This is a genomic window from Microbacterium telephonicum, assembly GCF_003651225.1.
GTDB classification, from domain to species: domain Bacteria; phylum Actinomycetota; class Actinomycetes; order Actinomycetales; family Microbacteriaceae; genus Microbacterium; species Microbacterium telephonicum.
In genome coordinates this window covers 684,948-704,280 of record NZ_RCDB01000002.1, presented here as the reverse complement: position 1 = coordinate 704,280, position 19,333 = coordinate 684,948, and the positions used below count along the sequence as shown (strand labels likewise).

Annotated in this window: 16 protein-coding genes; 12 read left to right on the top strand and 4 right to left on the bottom strand. The window is 71.7% G+C overall.

What is annotated here, in order from left to right; genetic code table 11:
* Positions 1-172: 172 nt before the first annotated feature.
* Entirely contained in the window at positions 173-433 is a 261-nt protein-coding gene (gene rpsT / locus C7474_RS08305; protein ID WP_036285140.1) for a 30S ribosomal protein S20, read from the bottom strand.
* Between the two features lie 35 nt (positions 434-468).
* Between rpsT and C7474_RS08300 the strand changes: the two genes are divergently transcribed.
* Complete coding sequence (locus tag C7474_RS08300) at positions 469-1,860, top strand: MFS transporter (RefSeq protein ID WP_338418401.1); 1,392 nt, start codon at positions 469-471, stop codon at positions 1,858-1,860.
* Here C7474_RS08300 and C7474_RS08295 read toward each other — a convergent pair.
* Positions 1,829-2,560, bottom strand: a complete 732-nt coding sequence (locus tag C7474_RS08295) for an alpha/beta fold hydrolase (RefSeq protein WP_121058814.1) — start codon at positions 2,558-2,560, stop codon at positions 1,829-1,831. The two genes, C7474_RS08300 and C7474_RS08295, sit on opposite strands and share 32 nt — an antisense overlap.
* 81 nt (positions 2,561-2,641) lie before the next feature.
* Positions 2,642-7,423 carry an ExeM/NucH family extracellular endonuclease gene (locus C7474_RS08290; protein WP_422385784.1) on the bottom strand — a complete coding sequence of 1,594 codons (4,782 nt, stop codon included), beginning with the start codon at positions 7,421-7,423 and terminating at the stop codon, positions 2,642-2,644.
* Between the two features lie 224 nt (positions 7,424-7,647).
* On the opposite strand from C7474_RS08290, the gene lepA reads away from it, so the two are divergent.
* From lepA to era, 11 genes are read left to right on the top strand one after another with little or no spacing between them, the layout of a single operon-like run.
* On the top strand, positions 7,648-9,513 hold the full coding sequence (gene lepA, locus C7474_RS08285; protein WP_121058810.1) for a translation elongation factor 4: 1,866 nt from the start codon (positions 7,648-7,650) through the stop codon (positions 9,511-9,513).
* Between the two features lie 23 nt (positions 9,514-9,536).
* A complete protein-coding gene (locus C7474_RS08280; protein WP_121058808.1) occupies positions 9,537-10,187 on the top strand; it encodes a DUF1990 family protein in 651 nt (216 codons plus the stop codon).
* A complete protein-coding gene (hemW, locus tag C7474_RS08275) occupies positions 10,187-11,404 on the top strand; it encodes a radical SAM family heme chaperone HemW (RefSeq protein WP_121058806.1) in 1,218 nt (405 codons plus the stop codon). Before C7474_RS08280 ends, hemW begins: the two co-directional genes overlap by 1 nt.
* Positions 11,405-11,460: 56 nt before the next feature.
* Positions 11,461-12,498 carry a heat-inducible transcriptional repressor HrcA gene (hrcA, locus tag C7474_RS08270; protein ID WP_121058804.1) on the top strand — a complete coding sequence of 346 codons (1,038 nt, stop codon included), beginning with the start codon at positions 11,461-11,463 and terminating at the stop codon, positions 12,496-12,498.
* Between the two features lie 38 nt (positions 12,499-12,536).
* The gene (dnaJ, locus tag C7474_RS08265) at positions 12,537-13,643 is read left to right on the top strand and encodes a molecular chaperone DnaJ (RefSeq protein WP_121058802.1); all 1,107 of its coding nucleotides are present in this window, start codon (positions 12,537-12,539) and stop codon (positions 13,641-13,643) included.
* 1 nt (position 13,644) lies between these two features.
* A complete protein-coding gene (locus C7474_RS08260; protein WP_121058799.1) occupies positions 13,645-14,445 on the top strand; it encodes a 16S rRNA (uracil(1498)-N(3))-methyltransferase in 801 nt (266 codons plus the stop codon).
* Positions 14,446-14,501: 56 nt separating this feature from the next.
* On the top strand, positions 14,502-14,849 hold the full coding sequence (locus C7474_RS08255) for an HIT domain-containing protein (protein ID WP_121058797.1): 348 nt from the start codon (positions 14,502-14,504) through the stop codon (positions 14,847-14,849).
* Between the two features lie 46 nt (positions 14,850-14,895).
* Positions 14,896-15,918, top strand: coding sequence for a PhoH family protein (locus tag C7474_RS08250; RefSeq protein WP_121059377.1), 1,023 nt, complete (start codon positions 14,896-14,898; stop codon positions 15,916-15,918).
* Positions 15,915-16,382 (top strand): rRNA maturation RNase YbeY, encoded by a 468-nt coding sequence (gene ybeY, locus C7474_RS08245; protein ID WP_121058795.1) that lies wholly within the window; start codon positions 15,915-15,917, stop codon positions 16,380-16,382. Before C7474_RS08250 ends, ybeY begins: the two co-directional genes overlap by 4 nt.
* Positions 16,379-17,710: a hemolysin family protein gene (locus tag C7474_RS08240; RefSeq protein ID WP_121058793.1), complete on the top strand. Its 1,332-nt coding sequence runs from the start codon at positions 16,379-16,381 to the stop codon at positions 17,708-17,710. The genes ybeY and C7474_RS08240 overlap by 4 nt, the downstream gene beginning before the upstream one ends.
* The gene (gene era / locus C7474_RS08235; RefSeq protein WP_121058791.1) at positions 17,707-18,696 is read left to right on the top strand and encodes a GTPase Era; all 990 of its coding nucleotides are present in this window, start codon (positions 17,707-17,709) and stop codon (positions 18,694-18,696) included. Before C7474_RS08240 ends, era begins: the two co-directional genes overlap by 4 nt.
* Before the next feature lie 7 nt (positions 18,697-18,703).
* Here era and C7474_RS08230 read toward each other — a convergent pair whose 3' ends face one another.
* Positions 18,704-19,327, bottom strand: a complete 624-nt coding sequence (locus C7474_RS08230; protein ID WP_121058789.1) for a hypothetical protein — start codon at positions 19,325-19,327, stop codon at positions 18,704-18,706.
* Positions 19,328-19,333: the final 6 nt, after the last annotated feature.

Genomic DNA, 19,333 nt, shown 5'->3' with positions numbered 1-19,333 from the left:
GGATGACCGTTCGTGTGACATGCGCGCGGGGCGTGTCACGCGAATGGCGGGTGCGAATCCTTCGGGACAGCCGTTCGTGTGACATGCGCGCCGGCGCCATGCGCGCCGACCCACCCGGCGAAACGACGAAGGCCCGCCCCAGAGGGGACGGGCCTTCGGAAGATCCGGTGGATCAGAGCGCGGCGACCTGCTTGGCAATCGACGACTTGCGGTTCGCGGCCTGGTTCTCGTGGATGACGCCCTTGCTCACGGCCTTGTCGAGCTTCTTGGACGCCTTGGCGAGGGCCTTCTCGGCGGCGGCCTTGTCGCCGGCGGCGATGGCCTCGCGGGTGCGACGCACCTCGGTCTTCAGCTCGCTCTTGACGGCCTTGTTGCGCTCGCGCGCCTTCTCGTTGGTCTTGTTGCGCTTGATCTGCGACTTGATGTTCGCCACGTTCGACGTATCTTTCGTTCGGAGTTATCGGTTGGATGTGCCGGGTGGGCGGTAGAGGGGCGCCTCCGGCGGTCGCACGGTGTGGGAACCGTACGCGCAAGCCAAACAGTGAGTCTACCAGGTTCCGGCGCGTCGCATCGAACGTCGCGGGCCGTCGCCGCGCGCTGCGGCATGATCATGCCATGCGCGTCGGCCTCCGCTGGTTCCTCCTGTTCACCCTCGCCTGGCTCGCCCTGTGGACAGTGCAGCTCACGCCGCTGCAGCTGCTGATCCCGCTGCAGCTCGATACCCCCGACGATGCGGACGGCTGGGTGTCGGGCGTCGTCTGGTCGGGCCTCATTCTCGCCGTCGGCGGCCTCGCCGGTGTCGTCGCGGCGCCCGTCGCCGGCGGGCTGTCCGACCGCACCCGCGGCGGGTTCGGTCGCCGTCGCCCCTGGGCGCTGGGCGGAACGGTGCTGGCGGCGGTCTCCCTCGTCGGCATCGCCACCGCGGAGGGACCGTGGGCGGTCGGTCTCGCCTGGATCGGCGTCTCGGTCGGCACGGCCGTGGCCTCCGCGGCGTTCACCGCACTCATCGCCGACCAGCTCACCGACCAGCGCGGGACGGCATCGGCGGTCGTGTCCTCGTCGCAGGCGCTCGGCATCGTGCTGGGGGTCGGGGCGATCGTCGTGTTCGGTCTCTCCGTGGCCGCCGGATACTGGCTGCTCGCCGGATTCCTCGTCGTCGCCGGCGCCGCGGCGGCCCTGCTCCTGCCCGACCCGCCCGAGCAGGCCGCCTCCCAGCGCGCCCGCTCGCCACGGCGCCTCGGCGAGCGGCTCGCGGCGCTGCGTGACCGCGACTTCGCGTGGCTGCTGGCGGGCCGGCTCATCGTCAACATCGGCAACGCGCTCGGCACGGGGCTGCTGCTGTTCTTCCTGCTCTACGGACTGGGCCTGGACGCCCAGTCCGCCGAAGAGGACCTGCTGCTGCTGATCGTCGTCTACACCGTGTTCGTCGTGGTCTCGTCGATCGTCGCCGGCGCGGTGTCGGACCGCACCGGGCGCCGCCGCGGCATCGTGCTGTGGGCGGCGATCGTGCAGGGTGGCGCGGCCCTGCTGCTGGCGGCCGTGCCGTCGCTCCCGATGGCGTTCGTCGCCGCCGCGCTGCTCGGCGTCGGTTACGGCGCCTACATGGCCGTCGGTCTCGCGCTCGGGACCGACCTGCTGCCCCACCCCGATGACCACGCGCGCGACCTCGGCTTCGTCAACGTCTCGGCGAGCCTCGGTCAGCTCCTCGGCCCGCTCGTCGGCGCCGGACTCGTCGCGGCCGTCGGAGGGTTCGCGCTCATGTTCGCCGTCGGCGGCGTGCTCTCGATCGTGGGCGGGGTGATGACGCTCGCCATCCGCCCGCGCGCCGTCAGCGCGGATCCGTCTCCCGCTCCAGCGTGAGCAGCGCGAGCTCGAGGAGCTTGTCGAACACTGCCGGCCGCATCGCGGTCACGAGGTGGCTCGTGCGCGGCACGACGTAGAGCTCCGACTGCGGCACGGCGGCCGCGAACATCTTCTCGTTGATGCGCAGCTGATCGAACTCGCCGTTGATGAACCACACCGGCACCTGGATGCGGTGCAGGGAGGCGAGCAGGTCGAGCGTCGACAGGGAAGCGAGCGCGACGTCCTGCGCGTCGTACGCGTACCCACCGGCGCCGAAGTCGGCGCGCGTCTCGGGCGGCAGCGTACGGTCGAGCACCCGGTCGGCGAGCCACTGACCCCGGTCGGGCAGGGCGTCGAAGCGCCGCGCGAGCAGTCGGTAGGCGGCGAGGGCGAGTCCGCGCGGGAAGGCCGTGCACGATGCGGCCACGAACCCGTCGACCGGCGGCGGATCGTCCCCGCCGACGTAGGACGTCGAGATCAGGCCGCCCATCGAGTGGGCCGCCAGCAGCACCTTGCCGCGGGTGGCCGCCTCACGCACGGCCGTGTCGATCGTCTCGAGCGCCCCCTCGAGGGTGAACGTCTCCGCCATGCGGGCACCGTGCCCCGGCAGGTCGAGCGCGACCGCATCCGTACCACGCGCGGCGAGGTACTCCAGCTGCGATCGCCACATCGTCGCCGATGTGCGGATGCCGTGCACGAAGACGACGGAGACCGACATGGCCCCAGCCTCTCAGAGAACCGGTGCGCCGCACCTGTGTGTTCTGCCGAGCGGCCGGGGCCGTGTCGATGGGGTCGGGGATCAGCGCAGCGCGTACACGCTCACCGCGCCGCTGACCGAGCCGGCGACGGTCGTGGGGTCGTCGGGCACGAAGACCGCCGTGTACGTGTGCGTCCCGCGGCTGAGGTTCCCCAGTCGCAGGGTCGCGATGCCGCGGCGCACCTCGGCGGTGCCGACGAGCGTGCCGCCCTCGCCGTTCTCGCGGAACTCGACGACGCCGTTCGGGCGGCCGCCGTCCTGCGTCACCGAGGCGAGCAGGGTCGTCGGCAGCAGGCGGTTGAGGTGCACGGGCAGCAGTGCGATCAGGCGCGTCGAGGTCTCGGCCTTCGGCGTCTGCTGTTCGACGGTGATCGGCACCTGCACCGTCGTCCCCGACGGCGCCGCGGTGAGGGTCAGCACCGCCGCGCCGGCCGGCGTTCCCGCGGGGAGCGTCACCGACACGGATGCCGCACCGCCCGTGACCGCGACCTCGCCGAGCGTCTGCTCCCCGAGCGAGACCGTCAGCGCGGTGTTCTCCGGGGCGCCGCGGCTGGTCAGGTTGAGGCCGGCGACCGAGAACGACACATTCCCGCCCGGCGCGACGGTCTCGGGCACTCCGGAGACCTGCACGGCGTGCTTGGCGTAGTCGGGGGCGACGGGGGAGCCGTCGGCGAGGTGGTCGATCCACTGCTCGTAGTCGAGCAGCCCGGTGTCGACGTAGTCGGTGCCCTCCGTGAAGATCCGGAAGTTGTCGCCGCCTGTCGCGAGGAACGAGAACGTGCCGACGCGGTACGACGCGTCCGGGTCGAGCGGGGCGCCGTCGATCGTCACCGACGTGATCCGCGAACCCTCGGGCAGAGCCGGGTCGTACGTGTACGACACGTTGTCCGAGAGCCCCAGCTGCAGGTACGGCCGTGAGGGCACGTTGCCGGCGGCGTCGCGCTGCCACTGCTGCTCGAGCATCGTCGTGAACTGCGCCCCGGTGAGGGTGACCAGCGCGAGCGTGTTGTTGAACGGCAGCACGGCGTTGGCCTGCGAGTACGAGATCGTGCCGTCGGGCATGCCCGGCACGGCGTTCGCCCCGAACTCCGCCTGCGTGTCCCACAGATCCGACCGGAGGCCGCCCGGGTTGGTGACGCCGATCTGCGCGCCGTTCGGCAGGGCCGACAGCGAGTCGCGCAACATCGTGCCGACCGCGTTGCCCAGGGCCGACTCGCTCGCGCGGTCGTCACGCGTGCCGCCGGTGTAGACGCCGTTCTGGTACGAACCGCCGCTGAAGGCCGTCGTGATGTCGCCCGAGACCTCCGCCACCGCGGTGTTGCCGATCTCGGCGGCCGCGGCGAGTGCGTCGGCGACGATCTGCCTCACCTCGGCCACGCGCGGGTAGGCCGCGACGAGGTCGGCGTCGGGAGTCGTCGTGCGCGCGATGTTCTCCTCGGTGTGCGCCGTCACCTCGCCGGAGGCGGGGTCGACGGAGAGCGTGATCTTCCCGAGGTTCGCGCCGTACGAGCCGGTCTGCACGACGGGGCGAGTGCGGTCGGTGCCGGGGACCGGGGCCGACCACGCGTACTCCTTGTGCGTGTGGCCGGTGAAGATCGCGTCGACGTCGGGCGTCGTGTCGTTCACGATGGCCGCGAACGCGCCGCCGGCGGCGAGCTCCTCGTCGAGGGTCGCGCCGTCGGGCGTGCCGGCCCCTGCACCCTCGTGGTAGAGGGCCACGAGCACGTCGGCCTCGCCGTTGGACGGGTCGCCGTCGCTCAGCTGCGCCGCGACGCGGTTGACGGCCTCCACGGGGTCGCCGAAGTCGAGGTCGGCGATGCCGGCGGGGGAGACGAGCGTCGGGGTCTCCTCGGTGACGGCGCCGATGACGCCGACGGTGAGGTCGCCGGCATCCAGCAGGGCGTACTCGTCGAGCGCGGGGGTCGTGGTGCCCTTCTCGTACACGTTGGCGCCGAGCTGCGGATAGTCGGATGCGTCGCTCACGCGCCCGGCGAGGTCGGCGAAGCCGCGGTCGAACTCGTGGTTGCCGACGGCCGTGGCCTGCAGACCGAGGGCGTTCAGCACGTCGATCGTGGGCTGGTCCTGCGCGACGGACGACGGGAACAGCGAGGCGCCGATGTTGTCTCCCGCCGACAGGAACAGGAGGGGTCCGGATGCCGCCTCGCGCTGCTGCTCGACGGTGCCGGCGAACTTCACCGTGTTGGCGTCGATGCGCCCGTGGAAGTCGTTGATCCCCAGCAGAGTGAGCTCGACGGGCGCGGCCTCGGCCGACAGCCCCACCACGACCGGGTCGTGGTCGCTGGAGCGGTAGGCGTCGGGGGCGTAGAACTCGGTGCCGTGGTAGCGGAACCGGCTGTACTCCAGCGCGAGCGACTCACCCGAGTTGATGTTCCAGATGTCGGCGCCGGTCGCCCGGGCGAGTGCCGCGTCGTTGAGCAGCACGTGGTCGAGCGATCCCGACAGGCCCTGGAAGCTGTACGACTGCGTGTCGACGCCCAGCGCCGACTCGACGTTCGTGTAGCCGGCGTCGTAGAGCACGCGCAGCGGGTCCTCCTGCGTGTAGGAGTTGAAGTCGCCGACGAGCGCGACGGCGTCGACGTCTCCGCGCACCTCGTCGACCCAGTCGCGCAGCGCCGTCGCCTGACGCACCCGCGACTCGTTCGAGGCGCCCTGCCCGTCGCCGGTGTCGGCGTCGCCGGGCCAGGGGCCCGCGGAGCCCTTCGACTTGAAGTGGTTGACCACGAACAGCAGCGGCGCGCCGCCGTCGGCGGGCTCGAAGACCTGCGCGATCGGCTCGCGGGCGTTGCCGAACGCCTGGTCGTCGCCGCTCTGGTCGCCGAGCGCGCGCGAGGCGCCGACGGGGGTGGCGGCATCCGCGCGGTAGATGATCGCGTTGGTGATGACGTCCTGACCGGATGCCGGCGGCAGGTCGCTCGAGGACGGCACGAAGGCCCACTCGTCGGTGCCGGCGGCGTCGTTGAGCGCTGCGACGAGGGTGGCGGTCGCCTCGTCGGGCTGTTCGCCGAGCGCGGCCGAGTTCTCGATCTCCATGAGCCCGACGACGTCGGCGTCCAGTGCCGAGATGGCCGCGACGATCTTGTCCTGCTGGCGCTGCAGGTCGGCGGCGTCCCAGGCGCCGCGCTGGTCGCAGCCCTCGCGCACGGTCACGCCGTCGCCGAAGCGGTCGGTGTAGGCGACGCAGGAGGCGGTGTCGGTGCCGAGCGTCGTGAAGTAGTTCAGCACGTTGAACGACGCGACGCTCAGGTCGCCGCCGACCGCGGCGGGCGCGTCGGTGCGGGTGTCGGCGAAGACGGCGGCGTCGGCGCCCGTGCCGTCGCCGACGAGGGCGGCGGTCGGGTTGAGCTTCCACGCGTTGTTGCGGTAGTCGACGATGAGCGGCGCGGTGAACGCGACGCCGGCGCCGACGATGATCGGCTCGGTCTGCGAGACGTATGCGGGGGTGAGCGCGGAGTTCGCGCCGGAGAGGAAGTTGGTCGATGCGCCGTCGTCGAGGACGACTGCGCGGGCGGCGTTGTCGGCGGCGGTCGCGGCGGCCTCCGCGGAGCCGGGGGCGCCGACGTCGGTGGGCTGGCGCAGCGGCGTCGACCCGGCGGCGAGGCCCACTTCGCCGTACTGGTTCGTGGAGTAGGTGTTCGACACCGTGAACGGACCGGTCGGGGCGACCAGCATCGATTCGAGCGACTCGCGGGCGGCGTCGGTCGTCGGCCACGCGACGGTCGCCGGGACCGGCGCGGCGGCGTCTGCGACGACGGTCGCGCCGCCGCTGCGCACGGTCAGCTGCGTCAGGCCGTAGTACTCCGAGACGACGCCGGTGACCTCGACGGTGTCGCCGGGGGCGACGTCGCCGACGAGACCCGGGGCGTAGACGAAGATCGCGTCGGAGGCGGTGTGCGTCGCGGGATCGAGCGCGCCCCCGGTGCCGGGCGTCTGGATGACGTAGCCGTTGAACCCGCCGGTGGGGTAGTGCGCCGTGACGACACCGGTCGTGGTGACGGTCTGACCGGCCAGCGGAGAGGTGTCACCGGTGCCCTGGATCTCGGCGATCGGGACGACCGCCGGTGTCGTCGGGGTGGGCGTCGGGGTAGGCGTCGGCGTCGCGGTCGCCGTCGGGGTGGGTGTGGGCGTTCCGCCGCCGAGTCCCTGCGGGGTGGGCGCCCCGACCGTGAAGTCCGCGGCGTTGTCGGCGGTGTTCGCCGCCGCCGCGTCGCGCGACACGCTCGTGGCGTTGGTCGTGGCCGGAGCGGGAGCCGTGCCCGCGTACGCGTTCGCGGCGCCCCAGCCGACGAGGTCGACGACGGCGGGGAGTTCGGCGATGCCGGTCGCTCCCGACAGCGCGGCGGTGCCCTGCACCAGGGCGACCTTGCCTCCGGTCCCGCTCATCGCGACGGTGCCGGTCACGTCGGCGGCGATGGCCGGCAGCGTCGTGTTCGATCCGAACGCCTGGCCGATCAGCAGGCGGCCCCCGGCGGGCAGTTCGATGTCGCCGAGTGCCGTGACCTGCCAGCTCGTCCCGCCCGCCGACGCGTACTGAACGCTGTAGTCGGTCAGCACAGCCGGGGCGTCGCCGACGTTCGCGAGCTCGATGAAGTCCTGGTTGAACGCGGCGCCGTTGTTGCCGCCGCCGCCGTAGACCTCGCTGATGACGAGGTCGGCATCCGCCGAGACGGCCGCCGAGGCCGGCAGCGGGGCGAGCGCGACGCCGGCGAGCGCCGTGACCGCGACGGTCACGGCGGCGATCGCACGGCGACGGGACCGCTGCGGGAGGAGGGGGGATTCGGGCAGGGCGGCGGGGCTGTGCGTCACGATGCGTCTCCGGGAGCGGTTCGGGCGCGACTGGGGGTTTCGCGCAGAAGCCGACCGCACCATTGAGCATTCGGTCTGATCCACCCCGCCGACAAGGGGCAGAACGGTTAACTCTTTCTCATGGAGTGCCGCTCTGGCGCGTCGCTGAGGTGGTCGGCTATTATTCCGCGCCGCCGTCGGCACCGGCGGTCGACGGGCTGCTTCGCCGGTAGACTTCCGGGGACATGTCCCCACGCGCCCTGAAGCCTCTCGAGCCGTCCGCGACCCCTCCAGAGCAGATCCGCAACTTCTGCATCATCGCCCACATCGACCACGGCAAATCGACCCTGGCCGACCGGATGCTGCAGATCACCGGCGTGGTCGCCGACCGCGACATGCGCGCGCAGTACCTCGACCGCATGGACATCGAGCGCGAGCGCGGCATCACGATCAAGTCGCAGGCGGTGCGGATGCCGTGGGCGGTTTCGACGGGCTCGACCAACGATCAGGTGTTCGCGCTCAACATGATCGACACCCCCGGACACGTCGACTTCACGTACGAGGTGTCGCGGTCGCTCGCCGCCTGCGAGGGCGCGATCCTGCTCGTCGACGCCGCCCAGGGGATCGAGGCGCAGACCCTCGCGAACCTGTACCTCGCCCTCGAGAACGACCTGCAGATCATCCCGGTCCTCAACAAGATCGACCTGCCGGCCGCCGACCCCGAGAAGTACGCCGCCGAACTCGCGAACCTCATCGGCGGCAGCCCTGACGACGTGCTGCGCGTGAGCGGCAAGACGGGCATGGGCGTCGAAGGCCTGCTCGACCGCATCGTGGAGCAGATCCCGGCACCGCGCGGCGACGCCGACGCTCCCGCCCGCGCCATGATCTTCGACTCCGTCTACGACTCCTACCGCGGCGTGGTCACCTACGTGCGCATGGTCGACGGCAAGCTCGAGCCCCGCGAGCGCATCCAGATGATGTCGACGCGCGCGCAGCACGACCTGCTCGAGATCGGCGTGTCCAGCCCGGAGCCGGTGCCCACCAAGGGCCTGGGTGTCGGCGAGGTCGGCTACCTCATCACGGGCGTGAAGGACGTGCGGCAGTCGAAGGTCGGCGACACGATCACCAACCACCGCAAGCCCGCCTCCGACGCGCTCGCCGGGTACACCGACCCGAAGCCCATGGTCTTCTCGGGCATCTACCCGATCGACGGCAGCGACTACGCCGTCCTGCGCGAGGCGCTGGACAAGCTCAAGCTGTCGGACGCATCGCTGCAGTACGAGCCGGAGACCTCGGTCGCTCTCGGCTTCGGGTTCCGCTGCGGGTTCCTGGGCCTGCTGCACCTCGAGATCATCACCGAGCGGCTCGCGCGCGAGTTCGACCTCGACCTCATCACGACGGCGCCCTCGGTGACCTACGAGGTCACGACCGACACCGGCGACACGGTCACCGTCACGAACCCGAGCGAGTACCCCGACGGCCGCGTCGCGGAGGTCTCCGAGCCGGTGGTCAAGGTCGGCATCCTGCTGCCGAAGGACTACGTCGGCACCGTCATGGAGCTGTGCCAGTCGCGGCGCGGAACACTGCTGGGCATGGAGTACCTCAGCGAGGACCGCGTCGAGCTGCGCTACAACATGCCGCTCGGCGAGATCGTGTTCGACTTCTTCGACCACCTGAAGTCGAAGACGCAGGGCTACGCGAGCCTGGACTACGAGCCCGCGGGATCGCAGACGGCCGACCTCGTGAAGGTCGACATCCTGCTGCAGGGTGAGAAGGTCGACGCGTTCAGCTCGATCGTCCACCGCGACAAGGCGTACGCCTACGGCACGATGATGGCCGAGCGGCTGCGCAAGCTCATCCCGCGTCAGCAGTTCGAGGTGCCCATCCAGGCCGCGATCGGCGCGCGGATCATCGCGCGCGAGACCATCCGCGCCATCCGCAAGGACGTGCTCGCGAAGTGCTACGGCGGTGACATCACCCGCAAGCGCAAGCTCCTCGAGAAGCAGAAAGAGGGCAAGAAGCGCATGAAGATGGTCGGCCGCGTCGAGGTGCCGCAGGAGGCGTTCATCGCCGCCCTGTCGGGCGACGTCGACGGCAAGGACAAGAAGTAATCACCACGGTTAGGCTGGAATCCATGCGCCGCGGAAGCTTCCAGGAGGGCACGGTCGACTACGCCGCGGTCGGCGCGACCCAGGCCGCCGACCTCATGGGCTACCCGCCCGAGAAGAGTCGTCCGGCCGAGCAGTCGTGGCGGATCGGCAGCGGTGAGGACCGCTTCGCCGCCGCCGCCGACGCCCTGCTGGCGTGGGGCGCGCTGCGCGGCGCCGGCCTCAGCGTGAGCGACGTGCGACCGGCATCCGGCCCGATGTACTCGGGGGTGAGCTTCGACGCCGAGGGCAACGCCGTGGCGCCCTCGCGCCTGGAGTCCGAGCAGCGCTTCGACGCCGACGGCGTGCCCTACGTCGGCGCCGGCAGCTCGGCAAGGCTGAGCGGTCGGGTCAAGGGGCTCAGCGCCGACGCGTCGGTGCGGGTCATCTTCGTCGTCGAGGAGCCGCGACGCGTCGGCTTCGCCCTGGGCACGATCGGCGACTCCGTCGTCTCGGGCGAGGAATCGTTCATGATCGAGTGGCACGACACCGACGAGGTGTGGTTCACGGTGCGCGCGTTCGACCGCCCCGTCGCGGCCCTCTACCGCCTGCTGCCGCCGCTGGTGACGCGCCGTCGGCGCGAACTCTTCCAGGGGTACCTGCGGGCGATCTCCCCGCTGTACACGACGACGGCCTGATGGGTTCCGCACTCCCGCTCGGCGATCCCGCACCGGCCGACGGCGCACTGCCGCACGACGTGCGCACCGATGCCGGCACCGACTTCGGCGTCTACCTGCACGTGCCGTTCTGCCGTGTACGGTGCGGCTACTGCGACTTCAACACCTACACCGCGACCGAGCTTCGCGGCGCCCGACAGGACGCCTACGCCGACGAGGTGCTGCGCGAGATCGCGCTCTCGCGCGCGGTGCTGGCGGACGCCGGTCCCCTGCGCCCCGCCGCGACCGTCTTCTTCGGCGGCGGCACGCCCACGCTCCTGCCCCCGGGCGACCTCGCGCGGATGCTCGCCGGCGTCCGCGACACCTTCGGTCTGACGCCCGGCGCCGAGGTCACCGTCGAGGCCAACCCCGACACCGTGACGGATGCCGTGGCCGCGAGTCTGGCCGAAGCCGGCGTGACACGGCTGTCGATCGGGATGCAGTCGGCCGTGCCGCACGTGCTGGCCGCCCTCGACCGCACGCACGACCCCGACCGTGTCGCCTCGGCCGTCGCCGCGGCGCGCCGGGCCGGACTCGACGTGAGCGTCGACCTCATCTACGGTGCGCCGGGCGAGTCCCTCGAGGACTGGCGCACGTCGCTGCGGTCGGCGATCGCGCTCGCGCCCGACCACATCTCGGCCTACGCGCTGATCATCGAGGACGGCACGGCGCTGGAGCGCCGCATCCGCCGCGGCGAGGTCGACGCGCCCGACGACGACCTGCAGGCCGACATGTACGAGCTCGCCGACGCGCTGCTGGGGGAGGCGGGCTACTCCTGGTACGAAGTGTCGAACTGGTCGCGCGGTGACGCGCACCGCTCGCGGCACAACCTCGCCTACTGGCGGGGGACCGACTGGTGGGGCTACGGTCCCGGCGCGCACAGTCACGTCGCGGGGCTGCGCTGGTGGAACGTGAAGCATCCCGCCGCCTACGCGCAGCGCCTGGACGCCGGGCAGTCGCCCGCCGCGGGACGCGAGCGTCCCGACGCGGAGGCCCGGCGGTTGGAGGGCGTACTGCTGCGCTCGCGCATCGTCGACGGACTCGCGATCGGCGACCTGCCCGAAGCCGCTCGACGCGCCGTCGCCGGCCTCATCGCCGACGGCCTCGTCGACCCGGCGGCCGCGCTGCGGGGCCGTCTCGTGCTCACCCTGAAGGGGCGTCTGCTCGCAGATGCCGTCGTCCGCGCCCTCACTGAGTAGAATTGGCACTCAGGGCTGACGAGTGCCAGTCGAAGCGGATGCGGTGAGGAGGGGTCATGGTCTCGGAACGCGGTCTGCAGGTGCTGCGGGCGATCGTGCAGGACTACGTCGACACCCGCGAGCCCGTCGGCAGCAAGTCGATCGTCGACCGCCACCATTTCGGGGTGTCGGCCGCGACCATCCGCAACGACATGGCGCTGCTCGAGGACGAAGACCTCATCGCCGCGCCCCACACCTCGTCGGGGCGCATCCCGACCGACAAGGGGTACCGGGTCTTCGTCGACCACCTCGCCGAGGTGCGGCCGCTGTCGCCGGCGCAGCGCGCGGCGATCACGTCGTTCCTCGACGAGCCCGCCGACCTGGACGACCTGCTCGTGCGCACCGTGCGGTCGCTGTCGCGCCTGACCGGCCAGGTCGCCCTCGTGCAGTATCCGTCGTTCGCGCGGGCGAACGTGTCGCACGTCGAGTTCGTGCATCTGGGCGGCGGCCGGATCGTCGTGATCGTCGTCACCGACACCGGACGCGTGTCGCAGCGCATGGGATTCCTGCAGGGCGACCTCGACGAGGCCGACGTCGCCCACGTCAAGGCCGCCATCGCGGGCCTGGTCACCGGGGCGAGCGTGCGCGACGGCCTGCAGGCGATCGGCGCGTTCCTCGCGGCGCCGGGGGACGGCGGCCGCGTCGACGCCGCCGTGCGCGGCGTCGCCCGCATCCTCGCCGAAGAGCTCGAGGAGTTCCGCCAGGACCGCCTCGTCATGGCAGGGACCGCCACCCTCGCCCGCAGCGAGGCCGACTTCCGCGGCAGCATCTACCCGGTCCTCGAGGCGATCGAGGAGCAGGTGACGCTGCTGCGCCTCATGAGCGAGATGGTCGCCGACGAGCAGGGGCTCGCGGCGAGCATCGGACGCGAGAACGAGCCGTTCGGCCTCGCCGAGGCGTCGGTGCTCACGAGCGACTACGACCCCGCCGGGTCGCCCGCACGCGTCGGCGTGCTGGGCCCGACCCGCATGGACTACCCGACGAATCTGGCGGCGGTGCGAGCCGTCGCCCACTATCTCGGCCGGCTGCTCGACGAAGACGAGCGGGCCCGCTGACATCGACCGCACCCCGGTGAGGGGTGGGAGAGGCGAAAGTGGCAGACCACTACGAGGTACTCGGCGTGTCGCGCGACGCGACCCCCGACGAGATCAAGAAGGCGTACCGCCGGCTCGCGCGAGAGCTGCACCCGGACGTGAACCCGGGCGAGGAGGCGTCGGAGCGCTTCAAGCTCGTGACGCACGCCTACGACGTGCTGAGCGACCCCGAGCAGCGTCAGCGCTACGACATGGGCGGCGACGGCGGGGCCTTCGGCGGCGCCGGGGGCTTCGGCGGCTTCGGCGACATCTTCGAGACGTTCTTCGGTGGCGGCGGCGGGCGGGGATCGCGCCCCCGCGACCGCCGCGAGCGCGGTCAGGACGCCCTCGTGCGGGTGACCCTCGATCTCGCCGACGTCGTGTTCGGTGCCCACCGCGACATCGAGGTCGACACCGCGGTGCTGTGCGAGAGCTGCCAGGGCTCGTGCTGTCAGCCGGGAACCCAGCCCGTGACCTGCGACATCTGCCACGGCGCGGGAAACGTGCAGCGCACCGTGCGGAGCCTGCTCGGCAACGTCGTCACCTCGCAGCCGTGCACGACGTGCCAGGGCTACGGCACGACCATCCCGTACCCGTGCACCACGTGCGCCGGGCAGGGTCGCGTGCGCGCGCGCCGCACCGTGTCGGTCGACATCCCCGCCGGCGTCGAGACGGGGCTGCGCCTGCAGATGCCGGGTTCCGGCGAGGTGGGCCCGGCCGGCGGACCGAACGGCGACCTCTACCTCGAAGTGACCGTCGCGCCGAACGAGGCGTTCAGCCGGGAAGGCGACGACCTGCTGGCCACCCTCGAGGTGTCGATGCCGGATGCCATCCTCGGCGCGTCGGCGACGATCACGTCCCTGGACGGCGACGTCGACCTCGACGTGAAGGCCGGCGCCCAGTCGGGCGACGTGCTGACCGTGAAGGGCCGCGGCATCACGCCGCTGCGCGGTGGCCAGCGCGGCGACCTGCGTGTCGGCATCCAGGTCGTGACCCCGACGCGGCTCGACGGCAAGGAGCGCGCCCTCATCGAGGAGTTCGCCAAGCGCACGAAGGCACCCGCCCCGCGCCTGGCCGAGTTCCACCAGGGCCTGTTCGCGAAGCTGCGCGACCGCTTCCGGGGCTGAGATGGCGCTGCACTTCCTCGCCGACGACGCCGCGACGCTCGCGCGCGCCGGTGTCCCCGACGCCGTGGCGGCGGAGGATGCCCTGCGCGGCACCGTCTCCGACGCGCGCGTCGGCGACGCGGTCGTGCTCACGGGGGCCGAGGCGCACCACGCCGTGGCGGTGCGCCGCGTGCGGGTGGGCGAGGAGGTGACCGTCGGCGACGGACGCGGCGCCTGGCTGTCGGGCGTCGTGGAGGAGCCGGTCGCTCCCAAGCGGCTCGTGGTGCGCATCACCGCGCGCCGTGATGAACCGGCATCCGTGCCGCGACTCGTGCTGGTGCAGGCCCTCGCCAAGGGCGACCGTGACGAACTGGCGATCCAGGCCGCGACCGAGCTCGGCGTCGACGAGATCGTGCCCTGGCAGGCGGCCCGCTCGGTGTCGCGCTGGGACGCGGCCAAGGCGGCCAAGGGTGTCGCCCGGTGGCAGACGATCGTGCGCGAGGCCGCCAAGCAGGCCCACCGCGCGTGGGTGCCCGAGGTGGCTCAGCCGGTGACGACGGCGCAGCTCGCGGCGCGGTGCGCCGACGCCGACGTGCTGCTGCTGGAGCCGACGGCATCCGTCGCGCTGTCCTCGCTCGTCCCCGACCTCGCCCGCGATCTCGTGCTCGTCGTCGGGCCCGAGGGTGGCATCGCCGCCGAAGAGCTCGACCGGCTCGCCGACGCGGGTGCCCGCGCGGTGCGCCTCGGCGACACCGTGCTGCGCACCTCGACGGCCGGCCCCGCGGCCCTCGCGCTCGTCAACGCCCGCCTCGGACGCTGGTGAAGCCCCGCCCCGTCGGCGCCCACCCCGGCGTCGAGGCCGGTCGATAGACTGGGGCGATGAGCGAACCGTCGGTCTTCACGCGCATCTACAACGGCGAGATCCCGTCCGAGATCATCGCCGAGACCGAGAACGCGTTCGCCATCCGCGACATCGCGCCCAAGGCGCCCGTGCACCTGCTCGTGATCCCCAAGACGCAGGACTACCGCGACGTCGTCGAGCTCGCCGCGGGCGATCCGGCGCTGCTGGCCGAGATGGTGGGGCTGGCCAACACGCTCGCGCACGAGCAGACCGGCGGCGACTTCCGTCTGGTCTTCAACACCGGCGCCGACGCCGGCCAGACGGTGTTCCACGTGCATGCGCACGTGCTCGGCGGCGGCCTCTCCGAGGGGAGTCTCGGTGCCTGACGGCGCGGAGCCGGTCACCCGGCGCATCTACGCCGACGGCATCGCGATGGTGCAGCTGCTCGGGCCGCAGGACCGCCTGCTGCGCGTCGTCGAGCGCGAGCATCCCGCCGTGCAGGTGCACGTGCGCGGCAACGAGATCACCCTGACCGGCGACGAGGATGCCGTCGCCGCCGCGAACGGTCTCGTCGACGAGCTGATCGCCCTCGCGCGGTCGGGCCAGGGGCTCGATCCCGCCGACGTGCACGCGTCCTCGCGCATCATCGACGCCGGGATGCGGCCCTCCGAGGTGCTCGGCGAGTCGATCCTCTCCTCGCGCGGCAAGGTCATCCGGCCCAAGACCGTGGGGCAGAAGGCGTACGTCGACGCGATCGAAGAGAACACGATCGTCTTCGGCATCGGGCCGGCCGGCACCGGCAAGACCTACCTCGCGATGGCCAAGGCCGTGCAGGCCCTGCAGCGCCGCGAGGTCAGCCGCATCATCCTCACCCGGCCGGCGGTCGAGGCGGGGGAGCGTCTCGGGTTCCTGCCCGGCACGCTCACCGACAAGATCGACCCGTACCTGCGCCCGCTCTACGACGCGCTCAACGAGATGATGGACCCCGAGCTGGTCCCCAAGCTCATGGCGTCGGGCACGATCGAGGTCGCGCCGCTGGCCTACATGCGCGGACGCACCCTCAACGACTCGTTCGTCGTCCTCGACGAGGCCCAGAACACCACGCCTGAGCAGATGAAGATGTTCCTCACGCGCCTCGGCTTCGGCACGCGCATGGTCGTCACCGGCGACATCACGCAGATCGACCTGCCACAGGGCGCGTCGGGGCTGCGCCTGGTCACCCGGGTGCTCAAGGACGTCGACGACATCCACTTCTCGTTCCTGACGAGCGCCGACGTCGTGCGCCACACGCTCGTGGGCCGCATCGTCGACGCCTACACCGAGTACGACGAGCAGCGCCTCGCCGCCCGCCGCGAGCGGGACGAGGCGAGCGAGTTCGCCAACCGCGCGGAGCGCCGGTCGGGCCTGCGGCCCGCCGGCCCCCGCGACCACCAGCCGAAGCGAGGACGGTCATGACGATCGAGATCACCAACGAGTCGGGCTTCGCCGTCGATGAGACGGTGCTGCTGCGCCTCACCGAGAACAACCTCGCCGAGCTGCACGTCAGCCCCGACGCCGACCTCGCGATCCTGCTGGTCGACGAGGGCGCCATGGAGGCGCTCCACGTGCAGTGGATGGACGAGCCCGGTCCGACCGACGTGCTGAGCTTCCCGATGGACGAGCTGCGCCCCGGCACCGAGGACCAGCCCACCCCGCCGGGACTGCTCGGCGACATCGTGCTGTGCCCGCAGGTCGCCGAGACGCAGGCCGCCGCCGCCAAGCACGCGACGATCGACGAGCTCATCCTCCTCACGACACACGGGCTGCTGCACCTGCTCGGCTACGACCACGCCGAGCCCGAGGACGAGCGGGAGATGTTCGGTCTGCAGCGCGAGCTCATCGCCGCCTTCCACGCGTCCGAGCGTCGACGGCGCGCATGACCGAAGCGCTGCTTCTCATCGCGGCGGCGCTGCTCGTCGCCCTCGGTGGTCTCATGGCCGCCCTCGACGCCGCACTCGGGGTCACCTCCCGCGCGGACCTCACCGACCTCGCCCTCACCGCGCGCAACCCTCGGCCGCTGGCCAGGATCGCCGCCGAGCCGGATCCGCACGCGAACGCCGTCGTGTTCATCCGCATCCTGGCCGAGACGACGGCGGCGGTGCTCGTGACGGTCGCCTTCACCATCCTGCTCGACAGTTACTGGTGGGCGATGCTCGTGGCCGCCCTGCTCATGACGGCGGTGTCGTTCGTGCTCGTCGGCGCGAGTCCGCGCAGCGTCGGCCGCCAGCACGCCAAGGGGCTGTTGCGCGCCTTCGCTCCGGTCGTGCGCGGTGCGCGCATCGTGCTCGGGCCGCTCGCGCACCTGCTCGTCGTCGTCGGACAGCGCCTCACCCCGGGCGTCTCGCGCACGGCGTCGTTCACCTCCGAGGAGCAGCTGCTCAGCATGGTCGACGAGGCCGCCTCGCAGGACCTCATCGAGGAGGACGACCGCGAGCTCATCCACTCCGTCTTCGACTTCACCGACACGTTCGTCCGCGCCGTCATGGTGCCGCGCACCGACATGGTGACGATGGATGCCGCCGCCACGACGCAGGAGGCGATGCACCTCTTCCTGGACAAGGGCGTCTCGCGCATCCCCGTGGCCGACGACGAGGCCGACGACATCACCGGCGTCGTCTACCTGAAGGACCTCGTGCAGTTCGCGTACCGCGACGAGACGGCGTGGCGCGACGTCCCCGTCGCCCAGATCGCGCGACCCGCCATCTTCGTGCCGGAGTCGATGAAGGCCGAGACGCTGCTGCAGCAGATGAAGCGCGAGGCCGTGCACGTGTGCCTCGTCGTCGACGAGTACGGCGGGGTCGCGGGTCTGGTGACCCTCGAAGACCTCATCGAGGAGCTCGTGGGCGAGATCGCCGACGAATACGACCCCCGCGCCGCCGAGGTCGTCGAGCTCGGTGAAGGCCGTTACCGCGTCAGCGCGCGGCTCGGCCTCGACGAGGTGGGGGAGCTGTTCGGCATCGAACTCGACGACGACGACGTCGACTCGATCGGAGGGCTGCTCGGCAAGGCGCTCGGCCGCATCCCGCTGCCCGGTGCGACCGTCGAGGTGCAGGGTCTCGTGCTCACCGGCGGCACCTCGCGCGGTCGCGGCCGGGGGCTTGCGACCGTGTTCGTCGAACGCTCCGAGGCGCTGAAGGCCGTCGAGGAGTCCCTCGGATCCCGCCCCCGCACCGGCGCGATCCCGATCGTGAAGGAGGACGCGCGATGAGCGACGCCCCTGTCCCCACCGATGGCCCTGTCCCGTCAGACGGTACCGTCCCGTCCGATTCGGCTGTCCCGTCCGACGCCGCGTTCCACAGCGGGTTCGTCACGTTCGTCGGCCGGCCCAACGTCGGCAAGTCGACGCTGACCAACGCGCTCGTCGGCGAGAAGGTCGCGATCACGAGCGACAAGCCGCAGACCACACGCCGCGCGATCCGCGGCATCCTGAACCGGCCGACGGGTCAGCTCGTCATCGTCGACACCCCCGGCATCCACAAGCCGCGCACGCTCCTCGGTCAGCGTCTGAACGACCTCGTCGAGCAGGTGCTCGGCGACGTCGACGTCATCGGATTCCTCGTGCCGGCCGTCGACAAGGTCGGCCCCGGCGACCGGCGCATCGCGGAATCGCTCGACGGCTACCGCCGCGCCAAGAAGGTCGCGATCGTCACCAAGACCGACATCGCGACGCGCGAGCAGATCACCGAGCGGCTCATGGAGGTCGACAGCCTGCGCGAGGACTGGGCCGCCGTGATCCCGCTGTCGGCCGTCGCCTCGACCGATGCGAAAGCGCACGAGCAGCTCGACGTGCTCGCCGATGAACTCCTGACTCTTATGCCCGAGGGTCCGGCGCTCTACGAAGCGGGCGTCGTCACCGACGAGTCGGTCGAGGACCGGATCGCCGAGATCATCCGCGAGGCCGCGCTGGAGGGCGTGCGCGACGAGCTGCCGCACTCCATCGCCGTCACCGTCGAGGACATCGCCGAGCGTGAGGATGCCGACATCACCGACATCCACGCGAACATCGTCGTCGAACGCGACAGCCAGAAGGGCATCATCATCGGCCACAAGGGTGCGCGCCTGCGCGATGTCGGCACCCGGGCCCGCGCGCAGATCGAGCCGCTCGTGGGCACGAAGGTGTTCCTCAAGCTGCACGTGCGCATCGCCAAGGAGTGGCAGCGCGACCCGAAGCAGCTGGGCCGCCTCGGTTTCTAGTCGGCTTCTAGTCCACCGGGTGCAGTGCGGAGCGGATGAGCACCACGTCGTCGCCGTAGGCCGCATCCGCCGCGTCCTGCACGGTGCCGTCGTCCCACACGACCTGCACCCACAGCCGCCCGTCCTGCGGCCACGACGACAGCACGTCGGCACCGAGATCGGCGTGCACCTGTTCCTGCACCAGCAGCGTCTCCTCGTCGGCGGGTCCGGGCTCGCCGTTCGTGGGGTCGTCGGGCACCATCGGGTCGTACAGCGCGAGCATCACCGGCGGCGCCGTCACGGTGAAGACGCTCCCGTCGTACACACCCTGCACCGCGTACGCGCCCCAGGTGACACCGGAGGCCGACTCCGATCCGTCCAGACCCTCCCAGGTCCAGTCGGCGAGCGGGATGCCGGTGCACTGCGGCGGGTACGACTCGGCGACGGCGCCGAGACACAGCTGCGGGTCGTCACCGGTGTCGAGCACCGTGCCCTGGGCGGTCACCTCGCCGTCCGGGAGGCCCGGCAGGGCCGCCCCGGGTGTCGCCGGGGGAGCCTCGCCCACGGGCGAACGCGGGCCCGTCGCGCAGCCGGCCGCCCCGGCCAGCACGACGCCCGTCAGGAGTGCTGCGGTGAGGATGCGGGATCTCATACCCCG

Coding starts and splice junctions, on each gene's coding strand:
- C7474_RS08300 (WP_338418401.1), top strand. CDS start 469: ATGTGCCGGGTGGGCGGTAGAGGGGCGCCTCCGGCGGTCGCACGGTGT.
- C7474_RS08295 (WP_121058814.1), bottom strand. CDS start 2,560: ATGTCGGTCTCCGTCGTCTTCGTGCACGGCATCCGCACATCGGCGACG.
- lepA (WP_121058810.1), top strand. CDS start 7,648: ATGTCCCCACGCGCCCTGAAGCCTCTCGAGCCGTCCGCGACCCCTCCA.
- C7474_RS08280 (WP_121058808.1), top strand. CDS start 9,537: ATGCGCCGCGGAAGCTTCCAGGAGGGCACGGTCGACTACGCCGCGGTC.
- hemW (WP_121058806.1), top strand. CDS start 10,187: ATGGGTTCCGCACTCCCGCTCGGCGATCCCGCACCGGCCGACGGCGCA.
- hrcA (WP_121058804.1), top strand. CDS start 11,461: ATGGTCTCGGAACGCGGTCTGCAGGTGCTGCGGGCGATCGTGCAGGAC.
- C7474_RS08260 (WP_121058799.1), top strand. CDS start 13,645: ATGGCGCTGCACTTCCTCGCCGACGACGCCGCGACGCTCGCGCGCGCC.
- C7474_RS08255 (WP_121058797.1), top strand. CDS start 14,502: ATGAGCGAACCGTCGGTCTTCACGCGCATCTACAACGGCGAGATCCCG.
- C7474_RS08250 (WP_121059377.1), top strand. CDS start 14,896: ATGGTGCAGCTGCTCGGGCCGCAGGACCGCCTGCTGCGCGTCGTCGAG.
- ybeY (WP_121058795.1), top strand. CDS start 15,915: ATGACGATCGAGATCACCAACGAGTCGGGCTTCGCCGTCGATGAGACG.
- C7474_RS08240 (WP_121058793.1), top strand. CDS start 16,379: ATGACCGAAGCGCTGCTTCTCATCGCGGCGGCGCTGCTCGTCGCCCTC.
- era (WP_121058791.1), top strand. CDS start 17,707: ATGAGCGACGCCCCTGTCCCCACCGATGGCCCTGTCCCGTCAGACGGT.
- C7474_RS08230 (WP_121058789.1), bottom strand. CDS start 19,327: ATGAGATCCCGCATCCTCACCGCAGCACTCCTGACGGGCGTCGTGCTG.